Origin of the sequence: Streptomyces sp. NBC_01808, assembly GCF_035917395.1 — a bacterium.
Lineage (GTDB): Bacteria > Actinomycetota > Actinomycetes > Streptomycetales > Streptomycetaceae > Streptomyces.
This window is the reverse complement of the sequence record NZ_CP109072.1, coordinates 1,676,329-1,691,609: the sequence shown is the minus strand read 5'-3', so window position 1 is coordinate 1,691,609 and position 15,281 is coordinate 1,676,329. Positions and strand designations below refer to the sequence as shown.

Below are 15,281 nucleotides of genomic sequence, written 5' to 3'. Positions count from 1 at the left end.
GCCGTCCCCGGAGACCCCGCCACCGTCAGCGCCGCCGCCTCGGCTCGTGGAGTTCCCTGTCGTCACGTATCGGCTCGTGCGGTTCCCCGGCTCTGCGTATCGGCTCGCGCGGTTCCGCGTCCTCACCCGTCGGATCGTACGGCGGCACGTCCCGGCCCGGCTGGAAACGCGAGCCCTGTCTCATGTGCCGGACCACCACCGCGATGTCGATGGCCGTGATCAGGGCGAGGGCCGCGGTCACCCCGGCCCACACCGGTTGGTCGACGGCGACGAAGAAGACCGTGCCCGCGATCATCCAGAGCGTTCCCCACAGCGCCAGCCAGAAGCGCATCCGGAGCGGAGAGCGGGCGTGCACGGGCTCGTCGCCTGAGCGGATCAGCCTCATGCCTAGCACCTCCTACCTCCAGCATCCGACTGTCCGGGGCCGAGGTCCAACCAGGCACGTTGCGCGTACGACCCCCTACTGCGCGCAGCGCGCCAGGGATATCCGGCGGCCCTGCCGCCAGTCCGCCTCCGGCAGGCCCTCCGCGCGCTCGGCGTCCGCGAGCCCGTCCGCCCTGCGGGCGGACCACACCGCGGCGTCGGCCCCGTCCCACGCCTCCGCGGGCGGGGCGCCGGGCCGCCCCGCCCCGGTGGGTTCCGCACGCTCCGCCAGCTCGGCGGCCATGCCCGCCAGGTCCAGCCCGGCGCCCTCGGTCTCGTCCACGTCGCACGCGGCCAGGCCGAGCTCCTGCTCCGCCGATTCCAGCTCGTCGACAACGTCGTGGTAGTCCATGCCCTGGAAGCTACAGCCCTCCACTGACAACGCCCGCCCCGACCGCCCTCAGCGCCCCATTTCCCCCGGCATATGACCCCCTGCCGCAGACGCCCGCTGCGCCCGCCTGGCGCCCGCCTGCCCCGGCGGCCGCGGCCCGGCGCCCGCCACCACCGCCGCTTCGCCGGCCCGTCCGCGGTTGCTACGGTGCCCACCGTGACCACGCCGACGAACGAGAACGGCCACGCGAGCCTGCCCGGCCAGCACGGCCCCACCGCCACCACCGAGATAGACCCGCGCGCCGCCGGCGTCGTACGCACCTCCTACGCGCCCGACCCCGACGGCGACCCGGACCCCGGCGAGATCGTCTGGACCTGGGTCCCGTACGAGGAGAACGACGGCCGCGGCAAGGACCGCCCCGTCCTCGTCGTCGCCCGCGAGACCGCCGGTACGGTCCTCGCCGTCCAACTGTCCAGCAGGCGCCGCGACGACGACCACGACTGGGTGCGCATCGGCGCCGGTCCCTGGGACCGCGAGGGCCGCGAGTCCTGGGTCGACCTTGACCGCGTGCTGCGCCTCCACGACGGCGGCATGCGCCGCGAGGCGTGCTCGCTCGACCGCCAGCGGTTCCACCTCGTCGAGCACCGCCTGCGCCTGCGCTACGGCTGGCGCTGACCCCCGGCTACGTACGGGACACGGCCCTCACAGCGCCGTCAGCACCCGCGGCCCGTCGTCCGTCACCGCGATCGTGTGCTCGATGTGCGCCGCCCTGCTGCCGTCCGTCGTCCGCAGCGTCCAGCCGTCGCCGTCGACCCCGTAGTCGTCGGAGCCGCCCGACAGCAGCATCGGCTCGATCGCCAGCGTCAGCCCGTGCCGCAGCTTGAAACCGCGCCCTGCCCGCCCGCGGTTGGGCACGTGCGGGTCCTCGTGCATCCGCCGCCCGATACCGTGCCCGCCGAAGTCCGCCGGCATCCCGCAGCCCGCCTCCGCGGCCACGCGCCCCACGGCCGCCGAGATGTCGCCCAGCCGCCCGCCCGCGACCGCGGCCGCGATCCCGGCGTCGATCGCGCGCTGCGTGGCGGCGATCAGCGCGGTGTCCTCGGGGCGCGGCGTGCCCACGGTGAAGCTGATCGCCGCGTCGCCCGTCCAGTCGTCCAGTTCCGCGCCGAAGTCGAGGGACACGAGGTCGCCGTCGCGCAGCCGGTACGCGGTCGGGATGCCGTGCACGATCGCGTCGTTGACGGAGGTGCAGAGGACCGCGGGGAAGGGCGTGGAGGCGAACGACGGCCGGTAGCCGAGGAACGGCGAGCCCGCCCCCGCCTTGTCCAGCACCTCCCGCGCGACCTCGTCCAGCTCCAGCAGGCTGACGCCGACGCCGGCCGCGTCCCGCGCGGCGGCGAGGGCCTGGGCGACGACGCGGCCGGCCTCCCGCATGGCGTCCAGCGCGGCGTCGTTCTTGATTTCGACCATGACGTGGCTCTCCCTCGGCCTCCCAATTACTATACCGGTATTAGTATCACGCTCATGGTTCGTACTCCACTGACCCCCGAGGAGCGCCGCCGCGGCGAGCTCTTCGGCGCCCTGCTGCGCGCCGCCCGAGGCGAGCGCAGCATGACCGACGTCGCCGCGGCGGCCGGCATCTCCGCCGAGACGCTCCGCAAGATCGAGACCGGCCGCGCCCCGACCCCGGCCTTCTTCACGATCGCTGCCCTGGCCTCCGCCCTCGGCGTCTCCCTCGACGCCCTGGCCGACACCTGCGCCGCACCCGATCCCGAAGCCCCCGCGGACAGCGCCGTCCACGCCGCGTAGCGCCCACGGGTCAACTCCCGGCCCCGGGCCCCGCCCGACCCGGTGAGTCCGCCGCCGGAATGCCGTAGCGGGGCGCGGCGGCGGGCATGGCGCACCCATGACGTACGCGAACGGCACCCGTGAGACCTCCGGCGGCTGGGAGGCGCGCTACCGCGCCGCCCTGGAGCGGGGCGCAGGGCGCGGCGAGGCGCTGCTGACGGGGGTGGCGGCGCTGGCGCTGTACGGGTTCCGCAGCGTGCCCGCCGCCGCGGACGTGCGCGTGGTCGACGTGCTCGTACCGCCCCGCCGCCGCTTCACCGCGCCGCCCGGGGTCCGCGTCCACCACGCGCTACGCCGCCTGCCCCCGCCCGTCCGCCTGCCGCCCGGACTCCCCGCCGCCCCGCCGGTCCGCGCCGCCGCCGACGCCCTGCGCGACGTACTCGACCACGACCGGACCGCCGCCCTGTTCCGCGAACTCCTCGACGCCCGCGCCACCCCGCCCGCCGTCGTAGCCACCGCGCTCCGCGCCGCCGGCCTGCACACCCGCCCCGACGTCGCCGCCGTACTCGCCGCCCTCGGGCCCGCCGCCCGGCCACCCGCCGAGACCCGTGCCCGCACCCTGCTCCGCGCCGCGGAACTCCCGCCCCCGCTCTGGCACATCCCCCTGCACCTCGACGGCTACTGGCTCACCACCCCGCACGCCCACTGGCCCCGCACCGGCGTCCTCCTCCACCTCACCGAGCCGCCGTACCGCCACGACGACGGCACCGTGGAACACCACAACGCCCTCGAATCCCTGGGCCTGCACCTCGTCCACACCACACCGCGTCAGTTGTTCCGCGAACCGGACGCCTTCACCGCCGCAGTCCGCGACGCCCTCGCCGCGGGCCCGCACGGCCCGGCGCGGGACCGGCTGCGCGCGCGCCCGCGGCGCAAGCGCGTGACCTGACGCGCGGAGTCCCCCGGACCTGCCACCGCGCGCCGCTACGCCCCTTGCCCCGGCCGTCCGCCCGGTGTGCGGACCGCCGTTGCCGCCGTGGCGCAGCCCGCCGCCGCGGCCGCGCGCGGGCCGCTGCCGGACTGCACGGCCGCCAGAAAGGCGCCCGTGAAGGCGTCGCCCGCGCCCGTGGTGTCGAGGGGGACGACGGGGGTCGCGGGGATGTGTACCGCGGGCGCGCCGGGGGTGGCGAGGTGTGCGCCGTCGGCGGCGGCGGTGACCACGGCGGTGGCGTCGAGGGCGGTGGCCAGTGCCGCCGCCGCGGCGGCGGGGGAGGGGAGGCCGGAGAGCAGCGCGGCCTCCGCGGAGTTGGGGAACAGGGTGTCGGCGTCGGCGATCGCGGCGAGGAAGTCCCGTACCCCCGACTTCGCGAGGAAGCCGGCCGACGCGGGATCCACGCTGACCGTCGCCCCGCGCGCGTGCGCCTCGGCGGTGGCGAGCGCGGCCAGGGCGCGGCCGGGGGCGGTGAAGAAGAGGTAGCCGGAGAGGTGGACGTGGGTGACGCCGGTCAGCAGCCCCGGCGCCCAGTCGTCCGGACCCAGCCGGAACGACGCCCCGTTGTCCGCCAGGAACGACCGCTCGCCGCCGCCGTCGACCAGGGCGACGACCTTGCCGGTGGGCGCCTCGGGGTCGATGCGGACGTGGGCGTCGACCCCGGCGCGTACGAGCGCGGCGCGATGCCAGTCGGCGGAGTCCCGGCCCGCGCGCGCCAGCAGTCGCACCCGCGCGCCACAATGCGCCGCCCACGCGGCGACGTTCGCGCCGGCGCCGCCGGGCAGGATCGCGATGTCGGCCGGTGTGTCGGTGCCGGGGGCGAGCGGGGCGGCGTGGCGGGCGACGACGTCGGTGACGACGTCACCGATCACGAGCAGCACCCCACGACCGTCCGCCCCCGTACCCCCGCTCACACCGGCCCTCTCAGGCTCCGCCCGCCACCGCGATCTCCGCCGCCAGCCGCACGTTCCCCCGTACCGCCGCGAGGTTCGCCTCCAGCGACGCTCCCCGCGTGTGCTCCGTGAGATACCCCAGCAGGAACGGCGTGATCGCCTGCCCGCTCACCCCCCGCCGCCCCGCCTCGCGCAACGCGTCCGCCAGCACCGCGTCGTGCACCGCCGGGTCCAACTGCTCGGCGGCCGGCACCGGGTTGGCCACGATCACCGCCGACGGCGGCAGGTCCAGCTCCCGCTGGACGCGCAGCACGGCCGCGACCTCCGCGGGCGTACGGACCGTCCACTCCACCGGCTCCCCGGACGTCCGCAGGTAGAACCCCGGGAACTCCGCCGTGCCGTAGCCCAGGACCGTCACGCCCAGCGTCTCCAGGCGCTGCAGCGTCGCCGGCACGTCCAGGATCGACTTGACTCCCGCGCACACCACCGCGATCCGCGTCTCCGCCAGCAGCCGCAGGTCGGCCGACTCGTCCTGCGACTGGGTCCACTCCCGGTGCACCCCGCCGAGACCGCCGGTGGCGAAGACGCCGATGCCGGTGCGGGCCGCGAGGAAGGCCGTGGCCGCGACGGTCGTCGCGCCGCTCGCGCCGAGGGCGGCGGCCGGCGCGAGGTCGCGTACGGTCAGCTTGCGCACGGTGTCGTCGGAGGCGATCCGCTCCAACTGGGCCCTGCCGAGCCCGACATGCGGCATGCCGTCCAGGACGGCGATGGTGGCGGGCACCGCGCCCGCCGAGCGGACGATGTCCTCCAGCTCGGCCGCCACCTGCAGATTGCGGGGGCGGGGCAGGCCGTGGGCTATGATCGTCGACTCCAGGGCGACGACCGGCCGCCGGTCCGCGAGTGCGGCGCGTACCTCGTCAGTCAGGTGCATGCGCCCACGGTACGTGCTGTGCGTACCCCGGTGACCAGCCCCTACGTGTCGTACAGGCCGTCCCACGGCTCGTGGAACCCGAGCCGGTCCGGGTACAACTCCGCCCAGTCCGGCTCGTCTTCACCGGCGCCCGCGGCCGGCTCCGCACGCCGCTCCGCGACCAGCCCGAAGCGGATCCCGTCCACCGAGACCTCGAACGGCCTGATCGCGATGTCGCCGAACACCAGCCCCGGCAGCTCGTCGAGCCAGCCCTCCATCTTCGCGTCCATCCGCCCGTCGGCGGGCACGCCGGGGCCCGGGGTCCAGATGTCGGAGCCGGTGTGGTGTCCTTCGGCGTCGAAGCGGTGCAGCACGGCGTACCAGCGGCGGTGCTCCAGCCAGTCGGGGCCCATGCGGTAGTCGGGCGGGTACGCGGCGGTGATCGAGGCGAGGAACTGCCCGTGGTCGTAACGGCCGATGTTCTCGGTGCGGTAGCCGGGCTCGTGACGTATCGGGATGACCTCAGGGATCGCCATGGCCCAGACCTTAAGGGGTGGCCGCGGCGGCCGGCATCCGGGTCCCGGTCGGCGCGCGTGGCGGACGGACCGGGTAAGCAGGCGGACGCGCGGAGGGAGCCGCGGGCGGCGTCTGCCCTTACCGTCGATGGATGGACGACGTTGACCGCGCTGCCGACCCTGGCGCCGCCCCCGACGCCCCCGCCCGTCCGCTCCTCCTGCTCGACGTCGACGGGCCCCTCAACCCGTACGCCGCGCGCGTACAGCCGCCCGGCTACGGCGAGTACGTGGTCACCGGCATGCCCGCGGGGCCCATCCGGCTGTGGCTGCGGCCCGCGCACGGCGAGCGGCTGCTGTCGCTGCCGTACGAACTGGTGTGGGCCACGACGTGGATGCACGAGGCCAACACCGTCATCGGCGACCGGGTGCTGGGGCTGCCGCCGCTGCCGGTCATCGAGTGGCCGTCGATGTTCACCACCGACGATCCGGACGGGCTGTACTGGAAGACGCGGCAGGTCGCCGCCTGGACCGCCGGGCGGACGTTCGCCTGGGTGGACGACGAGATCACGGCGGCGGACACGGCGTGGATCGAGGAGCACCACGCGGGGGAGGCGCTGCTGCGGCGGATCGATCCCACGCGCGGGCTGGTGGAGGAGGACTTCGAGGCGCTGGAGGCGTGGGCCAGGGAACGGGACCAGACCCGCCCGTGACGGGTGCGCCCCCCTCGCGCGCCTGCCCCCTGGCAAGCGTCAACCGTCCGCCATCTCCAGCAGCTTGAGGACCGTGTTCCAGTTGCGCGCCGTCGCCGTCACCGCCAGCCTGCGGCCGGAGAAGTCGGCCGCCAGCTTCGACCGGCCGATCCCGCCGGGGCACCAGACGTAGACGACGCGGTCCCCGATCGCGAACCGGTCGGGCGCGTACGACGCGGGGTCGGCGGTACGGAACCACGCGTCGGCCGGCGCGGGACCCGAGAGGAACACCGCGAGGAAACGGGCCGGTTCCGCGGCGCCCTCCGGCAGCGGGTTGCCGGCGACGACGGCCGCGATCTCGTCCCGGGTGCGCGCGACGACCGGTATCCGCAGGCCGAACTCCTCCGCCACGACCGCCTCGACGGCCGCCGCGGTCTGCTCCGGTGGCGTGCCGGGATCGTCGAAGACGACGTTCCCACTGGCCACGTACGTGGCGACGGCGCCGAAGCCGTGGTCGGTCAGCGCCTTGCGCAGCCCGGCCATGGGGACCTTGTTCTTGCCGCCGACGTTGATGCCGCGCAGCAGGGCGATCTGCTTGCTCACGTCCGGCGCCTCCCTTGCACGTCCGCCCGGCCCGCCCGCGCACCGCGGCCGGGCGCGGGCCTTCCTCCCCGCACCGTCAGAACAGCGGCTCCGGCAGCACGCCCTCCAGCGCCAGCAGGCTCCGCTTCGTGTCGAGCCCGCCGCCGAAGCCGCCCAGGCCGCCGTCGCTCTCGATCACGCGGTGGCAGGGGACCACGATCGGCAGCGGGTTCGACGCCATGGCCCGGCCGACCGCCTGCGCGGCGCCGGGCTCCCCGACCCGGTCGGCGAGGAACTGATAGCTGACCACCGAGCCGAACGGCACCTCGGCCGCCAGCTCCTCCAGCACCCGCCGGTTGAAGCCGTCGGACAGCGACCAGTCCAACTCCAGCCGGAACTCCTTCAGCTCGCCCGCGAAATACTCCCGCAACTGCCGCTCGGCCACCGCTATGTGCGCCGCGGGACCCGCGGGCTCCTCCCGGCCGGACGGGCCCGCGGCGCCCGGCTTGGCGTGGAACCCGACCTTGACCAGCCCCCGGTCCGTGGCGGCGAGGAGCAGCGGGCCGATCGGCGAGTCGACGACCCGGCGGCCCTGCCGGGGTGCGATGGCATCGGTGGCGTCCATGCCGCGAGCGTAGGACACGGCACTGACAACCGCCTGTGCCCGCGCCCCGCCCCGGTGCCGGCCCAACGCGACAAATCGGCCGCGTACCGATTGCGTATCGGCTGCGCCGCGGGCGGTGGAAGCATTTCGGTCACGACTCGCACAGACCTACGATTCCCTCTGGTTGCCCTGTACATCTGTCGACAGCTCTGTAGACCCGGGAGTCACTCCGTGCTTGCTGCCCCCGTGCCCGTCGACGCGTTCACGTATGGCCTGCTCACCCCCGTCACCGCCTTCATCATGGCCGCGGTCGGCAGTGCCCTGGGGCTGCGCTGCACCATGCGCGCGCTGACCGTCGAGCCCGCGCGGCGGGCGGGCTGGCTGCTGCTCGGCGCGGTCGCCGTCGGCACGGGCATCTTCACCATGCACTTCATCGCGATGATGGGCTTCACGGCCGACTCCGTCCACATCAGCTACGACGTGCCGATCACGCTGGCGAGCCTCGGCGTGGCCATCGTCGTCGTCGGCATCGGCGTCTTCATCGTGGGCTACCTCGGCCGGACCGCGTTCGCCCTCACCGCCGGCGGCATCGTCACCGGGCTCGGCGTCGCGGCCATGCACTACCTCGGCATGGCGGGCATGAAGATGGACCGGGGCCGGCTGGTCTACGACGGCTCGGTCGTGGCGCTGTCCGTGCTCATCGCCGTCGTCGCCGCCACCGCCGCGCTGTGGCTGTCGATGACCGTGAAGCGGTTCGGCGTCGCGGTGGGCGCCGCACTGATCATGGGCGTGGCCGTCTCCGGCACGCACTACACCGGGATGGCGGCACTGGAGGTGCACGCCCACGCCGCCAACGCGGTGGCGGACGGCAAGAGCCCGGCGGAGATCCTGGCGCCGATCCTGATCGGACCCGTGCTCCTGCTGGTGTTCGTCGGGCTGTTCGTCGGCATGGACCCGCTGGAGAACGAATGGCGGGTGTCCGTGGCCGGCGAGGGCCTCGTGGGCGGGGACACCGTCGCTCCCGAGCCCGCGGGCTCGGGAGCGACGTCGTACTTCGAACGGGACGGCGGCCGCCCGGGCGGTATCTGACCCCTCGGGCACCGAGGGGGACCGGAACGCTCTACGCGGACCAGGCACGGGCCCACGGCCCGCTGCCCCCGGTCCGTACCGGAAGACCGCCTGCGGCCGCTACTCCGCGGCGACCCCGAACCCGGCGTCCGCCAGCGCCTCGGCGATCAGGTCAGGCTTGTTGGTGATGATGCCGTCCGCGCCCCACTCGGCCAACTGGACGGCCCGCGCCGGGTCGTCGACCGTCCACGTGTAGCTCTCCAACTGCTTGCCGTGTGGCCCCTTCAGGGCGTGCACGGCCGCGTAGTACTCCGCGGACATGGTGCCGTGGTTGGAGTTGATCTGGTCCGAGAAGGTGGCGTACTCGGGCAGGTCCGCCACCGCGGGGGCGCCGAGGAAGCCGGTCTTCACGTCCGGCCGCAGCTCGTGCACGGTCTTGATGGAGTCCGCGCCGAAGCTCTGCACGACCAGTCTGTTCTTGACGTGCTCGCGACTCAGCCAGCCCAGGTTGCGCAACTCGCTGAGGATCTCCTTCTCGATCCCCGGGTACAGCTCCGGCTTCTTGATCTCCAGCACCAGCTTCTGCTGGTTCTGCGTGACCCGCTTCATGTACTGATCCAGAGTCGGCACCCGGGTGCCGGCCCACTCCTCGCCCTTCCAGCTCCCGGCGTCGAGCGTGCGGATCTCCTTCCAGGTGAAGTCGGAGACCTTCCAGGGGGCGCGGTCGGGGAACACCTCCTCCACGTTGGTGGTCCGGGCGAGCGTGTCGTCGTGCATGATGACCAGCTTGCCGTCCTTGCTGCGCTGCACGTCGTTCTCGACCCAGTCGATCCCCATGTCACGGGCCGTGTCGATGGCGGCGAGGGTGTTCTCGGGGGCATCCGCGGAGGCGCCGCGGTGCGCGACGGTCACGATCGGTGCGGCGGAATCGGAGTCGGCTGCGGGCTCGGCAGCGGTCGCGGTGGCGGAGGTGGCGGCCGCGGTGAGCACGAGGCCGGCCAGCGCCGTCAGAGCGCCGGACGCGCGCGTAAGCGTGCGGGAGGGCATGCAGTCTCCTCGACTAGAGGTGATCACTTGTCGCCGCAGGGTCCCAAGGGGAGGCAACAGAGTATGAGGCTGGGGATGGCCAGAGATTGAACGCCGATATCGGCGCGGTGAACTTGGCCGGTTTCCGATCGGTGCAGGTAGGGAGCTTGAGGAAGCGCTTACTGCGCCCATTTTGGCCCCGCCGATCTGGCTGGAAAGGGTCTGGCTGATCGCCTCACTCCTCCGGTATTAGGCTAGGTCAGGAACGTCGCCGGGGCGATTCGATCCGCGTTGTCGGTGGCGGGTCGTACCGTGGGGGCATGCGGCCCGTCACAGACATCGAACGCACCATGGCGCCCTTCGAGGTAGTCAGCCCTTATCAGCCGAACGGCGACCAGCCCGCCGCCATCGACGAACTCGAACGGCGGATCAGGGCGGGCGAGCGGGACGTCGTGCTGCTCGGCGCGACCGGCACGGGCAAGTCGGCCACGACGGCCTGGATGGTCGAGCGCCTGCAGCGCCCCACGCTGGTCCTCGCGCCCAACAAGACGCTGGCCGCCCAGTTGGCGAACGAGTTCCGCGAGCTCCTGCCGAACAACGCGGTGGAGTACTTCGTCTCGTACTACGACTACTACCAGCCCGAGGCGTACGTCCCCCAGACGGACACGTACATCGAGAAGGACTCCTCGATCAACGAGGAGGTGGAGCGCCTGCGCCACTCCGCGACGAACTCGCTGCTCACCCGGCGCGACGTCATCGTGGTCGCCTCCGTCTCCTGCATCTACGGCCTGGGCACGCCGCAGGAGTACGTCGACCGGATGGTGCCGCTGAAGGTCGGCGAGGAGATCGACCGGGACCAGTTGCTGCGCCGCTTCGTCGACATCCAGTACACCCGCAACGACCAGGCGTTCACGCGCGGCACGTTCCGGGTCCGCGGCGACACCATCGAGATCTTCCCGGTCTACGAGGAACTGGCCGTCCGCATCGAGATGTTCGGGGACGAGATCGAGGCCCTGTCCACGCTCCACCCGCTGACCGGCGAGGTCATGAGCGAGGACGACGGCCTGTACGTCTTCCCGGCCTCGCACTACATCGCGGGACCCGAGCGCATGGCCAAGGCCGTCGCCGGCATCGAGACCGAGCTGGACGCGCAGCTCGGGACGCTGGAGAAGCAGGGCAAGCTGCTGGAGGCGCAGCGGCTGCGCATGCGGACGACGTACGACCTGGAGATGCTCCAGCAGATCGGCACCTGCTCAGGTGTCGAGAACTACTCGCTGCACATGGACGGCCGCGAAACCGGTTCCCCGCCGCACACCCTGCTGGACTACTTCCCGGAGGACTTCCTCCTCGTCATCGACGAGTCGCACGTCACCGTCCCGCAGGTCGGCGCCATGTACGAGGGCGACGCCTCCCGCAAGCGCACCCTCGTCGACCACGGCTTCCGGCTGCCGTCCGCGCTGGACAACCGCCCGCTGAAGTGGGAGGAGTTCCTGGAGCGCATCGGCCAGACGGTCTACCTCTCCGCCACCCCCGGGCCGTACGAGCTGTCCCGCGGCGACGGCGTCGTGGAGCAGATCATCCGGCCCACCGGGCTCGTCGACCCCGAGGTCGTCGTCAAGCCGACCGAGGGCCAGATCGACGACCTGGTGCACGAGATCCGCACGCGCGCGGAGAAGGACGAGCGCGTCCTCGTCACCACGCTGACCAAGAAGATGGCCGAGGACCTCACGGACTACTTCCTGGAGCTGGGCATCCAGGTGCGCTATCTGCACAGCGACGTCGACACGCTGCGCCGCGTCGAGCTGCTGCGCGAGCTGCGCGCCGGGGAGTACGACGTCCTCGTGGGCATCAACCTGCTCCGCGAGGGCCTCGACCTGCCCGAGGTCTCCCTCGTCGCGATCCTCGACGCCGACAAGGAGGGCTTCCTCCGCTCCGGCACGTCGCTGATCCAGACCATCGGCCGCGCCGCGCGCAACGTCTCCGGCGAGGTGCACATGTACGCGGACAAGATCACGCCGGGCATGGAGAAGGCGATCGACGAGACCAACCGGCGCCGCGCCAAGCAGATCGCGTACAACGAGGAACACGGGATCGACCCGCAGCCGCTGCGCAAGAAGATCAACGACATCGTCGCGCAGATCGCCCGCGAGGAGGTCGACACCGAGGCGCTGCTCGGCTCGGGCTACCGGTCCACGAAGCCCGACGCCGCGGCGAAGGCGCCGGTGCCGGAGCTGCGGCAGAAGACGAAGCCCGCCCGCCGGGGCGAGGCCGAGGCCGGTGCGGCGCCCACGGAGACGCCCGCCGCCGATCTCGCCGCGCAGATCGAGGACATGACCGCCCGGATGCGGTCCGCCGCCGCGGACCTCCAGTTCGAAGTGGCGGCCCGGCTGCGCGACGAGGTGGCGGAGATGAAGAAGGAGCTCCGGCAGATGAAGGAGGCGGGGCTGTCGTAGGCCCGGGTTGTGCGGGGCGTGGGAGCGCCCCTGGGCGTACGCGGAGCGTGGCCGTCCGGGAGCGCACAACCGGTGGTGTGTAGCAGGAGCGCCACAAATCCTCCTCCGGGGGGAGCACAGGGCCGCTGTCCTGCGTAATGTGCGTGGCAGCGCGCCGGTCATGGCGCGTGACGAGCAGGAGGGGAACGTAAGCGTGTCGATCAACTTGTCCAAGGGTCAGGCCATCAGCCTGCAGAAGTCCGATGGCGGCACCCTCAGCGCGGTCCGCATGGGGCTGGGCTGGCAGGCCGCCGAACGGCGCGGTCTCTTCGGTAAGCGCACGCGCGAGATCGACCTCGACGCCTCCGCCGTGCTCTTCGCCGACAAGGAGCCCGTCGACGTGGTGTTCTTCCAGCACCTCGTGAGCGACGACGGCTCCGTGCGGCACACCGGTGACAACCTCGTCGGCGGCGCGGGCCAGGGCGGTGACGACGAGTCGATCCTGGTCGACCTGCAGCGCGTGCCGGTGCACATCGACCAGATCATCTTCACCGTGAACTCGTTCACCGGCCAGACCTTCGAAGAGGTGCAGAACGCGTTCTGCCGGCTCGTGGACGAGAGCAACGGCCAGGAGCTGGCGCGCTACACGCTCACCGGCGGCGGCACGTACACCGCCCAGATCATGGCGAAGGTGCACCGGACGGGGTCCGGCTGGGGCATGACCGCCCTCGGCTCGCCGGCCAACGGCCGTACGTTCCAGGACCTGATGCCGTCGATCCAGCCGCTTCTCTAGGAGCGCGGGGACGACCAGGTTTCCGAGGCATGACGCGACGTCGACGGCCGCAGCGAGTGCAGGGGAGGGCCGCATGACGGCCGAGTTGGTCCGCGGGCAGAACCATCTGCTGCCGCAGACCCGGGTGGAGATCAGGATTTCGGCGGGGAGCCCGGTGACACCGGGCGCCACGCTGGGGGGAGAGGACGGCAGGGTCAGCGACCCGGGCCGGATCGCGCACCCCGGTGCGCCGCAACTGCCGGGCCTTGAGGTGCCGGGACAGGCGGCGGCGGAGCACCGGCTGGCGGTGGACCTGGACGCGGTGCCGCCGGACGTGGAGCGCGTGCACGTGCTGCTGGCGCTGCCCGCGGGCGTGCCGGGGCCGCGGAGCTTCGGCGCCATCGCGCCGCCGTCGGTGGCCGTCACGGGCCTCGACGGCACGGCGATCGCGCGGTTCGTCATCACGGGCCTGGACAGCGAGTCGGCGGTCACCGCCGTGGAGCTGTACCGGCGGGGCGACGCGTGGAAGATCCGGGCCGTGGGCCAGGGGTACGCGGGCGGTCTCGCCGCCATGCTCGCGGACCAGGGCCTGCCGGAGGCGCAGCAGCTCGCCGCCGACATCGAACGGGCCGTGGCCGAGGGGCTGGCGCGCGCCGTCGCCCCGGCGCCGCCGCCCACCGGCCAGCCGACCGGTCCCGGCGCCAGGCGGCCGCAGCAGGCCGCCGAGGAGCGCCAGGCCCAGGCTGGACCCGTCGACTACCGCCACCCGCGCCGTGCCGCGGCGGCGGGTGCCGCGGGCGCGTCGGGCGGCTCAAGTGGTGGACCGGGTACGCCGGGCGCGTCCCGTGCGCCGCGCGCCCCCGCGTCCGCCGCGGCGCCCCCGCCCCCCGGTGTCGGGGCCGGCGCCGGTGCGGGCGCGCGTCCCGGTGCCCCCGCGGGCGCGGGCAGCGCCGCCGGCGGCGTACCGCCGCAGTCCGACCGCTCGCAGTCGGGCCCCGCGGCGCCGGTCGCGGGCGACGCCCCCGGCTGGAGCATGGAGGAGCGGCTGTACAACCAGGTCTGGGGCATGTTCGAGGACCTGGCCCGTACGGTCGCGGCGTACCGCAGCGCCGTCGAGTTCGCCGACTCCCGGATGGACCGCGAACTCGACCAGCTCCTGGCCGACCCGCGCGCCCGGATGGGCTCCATCGCCGACTCCGCGCGCGCCGAGGTGCTCGCCCGCCACTCCACCCTGGTGGACCGGGCGCGCGAGGTCCTCGACCGCGACCTCGGGCAGCTCGTCGCCGAGGCCGGGGTCGTCGAGCCCGCGCTGCCGCCGGCGTTCGCCTCCTGGGCGAGCCCCGTGTGGCACGAGTACGAGGTGCCCGAGGACGCCCCGATGGCCCTGCGCCTCGGCGACCTCCACCTGCCCGAACACACGGAGCTGCGCGTTCCGCTGCTCGTACGGCTGCCGCTGCAGCGCGGCCTGTGGGTGGACAGCGGCACCTCCTCGCTCGGCCCCGGCGCGCTCGAAGGCGACCATGAGCACGGCTTCCCGGACTCCGCGGAGCGGCGCGCGCTGGCGCTCGACACCGCCGTGGCGCACGCTGCCCGGCTGCTGTCGGTGCACCCGGCGGGCGAGTTCAACGTCCACTTCATCGACCCGGGCGGCACGGCCACCACGGCGCTCACCCCGCTGCTCCACTCCGGCGTCCTCGCCGAGCCGCCGCCGAAGGGCGCCGCGGGCGTCACCGACACCCTCGCCCGGCTGACCCAGCGCATCGACCTCGTCCAGATGGCGCTGCGCAGCGGCGCGGCCGACGCGCTGCCGCCGGACCTGGACCCGGCGCAGCAGCTCCTGGTGGTCAACGACTTCCCGCACGGCTTCGACGACCGCGCCATCAACCAACTGCGGTATCTCGCGGACGAGGGCCCGTCGGTCGGCGTGCACCTGCTGGTCGTCGCCGACCGCGAGGACGCCAAGGGCTACGGCCCGCTGCTGGACCCGTTCTGGCGCGGCATGCTGCGGCTCACGCCCACCCCGGACGACCACCTGGCCGACCCCTGGATCGGCCACGCCTGGACGTACGAGCCGGCGCGCGCGCCGATGGGCAGCCGGGTGCTGGAACAGGTGCTGGCCCAGGTCGCGGCGGCCCGCAGGGCGCTGCGCCGCTGACGGGTCGGTCCCGCGTCACCCACGGCCCGCAGGCACTGCGCCTGCGGGCCGTTTCGCGTACCGCGCGTCCCCGGCCTCTATAGGATCTGACCTGCATACTTG

Annotated in this window: 17 protein-coding genes; 8 read left to right on the top strand and 9 right to left on the bottom strand. The window is 73.6% G+C overall.

Going from position 1 to position 15,281, the window contains the following annotated elements:
- Nucleotides 1-25 precede the first annotated feature (25 nt).
- Together OG946_RS07115 and OG946_RS07110 are read right to left on the bottom strand one after the other, a co-directional pair.
- Nucleotides 26-385, bottom strand: coding sequence for a DUF6343 family protein (locus OG946_RS07115; RefSeq protein WP_326795291.1), 360 nt, complete (start codon nucleotides 383-385; stop codon nucleotides 26-28).
- Nucleotides 386-460: 75 nt separating this feature from the next.
- On the bottom strand, nucleotides 461-775 hold the full coding sequence (locus tag OG946_RS07110) for a hypothetical protein (protein WP_326795290.1): 315 nt from the start codon (nucleotides 773-775) through the stop codon (nucleotides 461-463).
- Between the two features lie 195 nt (nucleotides 776-970).
- Here OG946_RS07110 and OG946_RS07105 point away from each other — a divergent pair, with 195 nt between their 5' ends.
- Nucleotides 971-1,429: a type II toxin-antitoxin system PemK/MazF family toxin gene (locus tag OG946_RS07105; protein ID WP_326795289.1), complete on the top strand. Its 459-nt coding sequence runs from the start codon at nucleotides 971-973 to the stop codon at nucleotides 1,427-1,429.
- A 27-nt stretch (nucleotides 1,430-1,456) separates the two neighbouring features.
- Here OG946_RS07105 and map read toward each other — a convergent pair whose 3' ends face one another.
- Nucleotides 1,457-2,224 carry a type I methionyl aminopeptidase gene (map, locus tag OG946_RS07100; RefSeq protein ID WP_326795288.1) on the bottom strand — a complete coding sequence of 256 codons (768 nt, stop codon included), beginning with the start codon at nucleotides 2,222-2,224 and terminating at the stop codon, nucleotides 1,457-1,459.
- 54 nt (nucleotides 2,225-2,278) lie between these two features.
- On the opposite strand from map, the gene OG946_RS07095 reads away from it, so the two are divergent.
- Both OG946_RS07095 and OG946_RS07090 read left to right on the top strand, forming a co-directional pair.
- Nucleotides 2,279-2,563: a helix-turn-helix domain-containing protein gene (locus OG946_RS07095; protein WP_326795287.1), complete on the top strand. Its 285-nt coding sequence runs from the start codon at nucleotides 2,279-2,281 to the stop codon at nucleotides 2,561-2,563.
- A 97-nt stretch (nucleotides 2,564-2,660) separates the two neighbouring features.
- A complete protein-coding gene (locus tag OG946_RS07090) occupies nucleotides 2,661-3,491 on the top strand; it encodes a hypothetical protein (RefSeq protein ID WP_326795286.1) in 831 nt (276 codons plus the stop codon).
- Between the two features lie 35 nt (nucleotides 3,492-3,526).
- Here OG946_RS07090 and OG946_RS07085 read toward each other — a convergent pair whose 3' ends face one another.
- From OG946_RS07085 to OG946_RS07075, 3 genes are read right to left on the bottom strand one after another with little or no spacing between them, the layout of a single operon-like run.
- Nucleotides 3,527-4,414: a carbohydrate kinase family protein gene (locus OG946_RS07085; RefSeq protein WP_326795285.1), complete on the bottom strand. Its 888-nt coding sequence runs from the start codon at nucleotides 4,412-4,414 to the stop codon at nucleotides 3,527-3,529.
- Nucleotides 4,415-4,457: 43 nt separating this feature from the next.
- Nucleotides 4,458-5,357 (bottom strand): pseudouridine-5'-phosphate glycosidase, encoded by a 900-nt coding sequence (locus OG946_RS07080; protein ID WP_326795284.1) that lies wholly within the window; start codon nucleotides 5,355-5,357, stop codon nucleotides 4,458-4,460.
- A gap of 41 nt (nucleotides 5,358-5,398) precedes the next feature.
- A complete protein-coding gene (locus OG946_RS07075) occupies nucleotides 5,399-5,872 on the bottom strand; it encodes a hypothetical protein (RefSeq protein WP_326795283.1) in 474 nt (157 codons plus the stop codon).
- Nucleotides 5,873-6,003: 131 nt separating this feature from the next.
- Between OG946_RS07075 and OG946_RS07070 the strand changes: the two genes are divergently transcribed.
- The gene (locus OG946_RS07070; RefSeq protein ID WP_326795282.1) at nucleotides 6,004-6,561 is read left to right on the top strand and encodes an HAD domain-containing protein; all 558 of its coding nucleotides are present in this window, start codon (nucleotides 6,004-6,006) and stop codon (nucleotides 6,559-6,561) included.
- Nucleotides 6,562-6,600: 39 nt separating this feature from the next.
- On the opposite strand, the gene OG946_RS07065 is transcribed toward OG946_RS07070, so the two are convergent.
- On the bottom strand, nucleotides 6,601-7,143 hold the full coding sequence (locus OG946_RS07065; RefSeq protein ID WP_326795281.1) for a DUF1697 domain-containing protein: 543 nt from the start codon (nucleotides 7,141-7,143) through the stop codon (nucleotides 6,601-6,603).
- Nucleotides 7,144-7,219: 76 nt separating this feature from the next.
- The gene (locus OG946_RS07060; RefSeq protein WP_326795280.1) at nucleotides 7,220-7,747 is read right to left on the bottom strand and encodes a methylated-DNA--[protein]-cysteine S-methyltransferase; all 528 of its coding nucleotides are present in this window, start codon (nucleotides 7,745-7,747) and stop codon (nucleotides 7,220-7,222) included.
- 210 nt (nucleotides 7,748-7,957) lie between these two features.
- Here OG946_RS07060 and OG946_RS07055 point away from each other — a divergent pair, with 210 nt between their 5' ends.
- Nucleotides 7,958-8,815 carry an MHYT domain-containing protein gene (locus tag OG946_RS07055; protein WP_442814282.1) on the top strand — a complete coding sequence of 286 codons (858 nt, stop codon included), beginning with the start codon at nucleotides 7,958-7,960 and terminating at the stop codon, nucleotides 8,813-8,815.
- Between the two features lie 99 nt (nucleotides 8,816-8,914).
- On the opposite strand, the gene OG946_RS07050 is transcribed toward OG946_RS07055, so the two are convergent.
- Nucleotides 8,915-9,841: a glycerophosphodiester phosphodiesterase gene (locus OG946_RS07050; RefSeq protein ID WP_326795279.1), complete on the bottom strand. Its 927-nt coding sequence runs from the start codon at nucleotides 9,839-9,841 to the stop codon at nucleotides 8,915-8,917.
- A 299-nt stretch (nucleotides 9,842-10,140) separates the two neighbouring features.
- Between OG946_RS07050 and uvrB the strand changes: the two genes are divergently transcribed.
- From uvrB to OG946_RS07035, 3 genes are all read left to right on the top strand, one after another.
- Entirely contained in the window at nucleotides 10,141-12,273 is a 2,133-nt protein-coding gene (gene uvrB / locus OG946_RS07045) for an excinuclease ABC subunit UvrB (protein ID WP_326795278.1), read from the top strand.
- A 160-nt stretch (nucleotides 12,274-12,433) separates the two neighbouring features.
- Complete coding sequence (locus OG946_RS07040; RefSeq protein ID WP_442814281.1) at nucleotides 12,434-13,045, top strand: TerD family protein; 612 nt, start codon at nucleotides 12,434-12,436, stop codon at nucleotides 13,043-13,045.
- A gap of 73 nt (nucleotides 13,046-13,118) precedes the next feature.
- A complete protein-coding gene (locus OG946_RS07035; protein ID WP_326795276.1) occupies nucleotides 13,119-15,179 on the top strand; it encodes a TerD family protein in 2,061 nt (686 codons plus the stop codon).
- Nucleotides 15,180-15,281 lie beyond the last annotated feature (102 nt).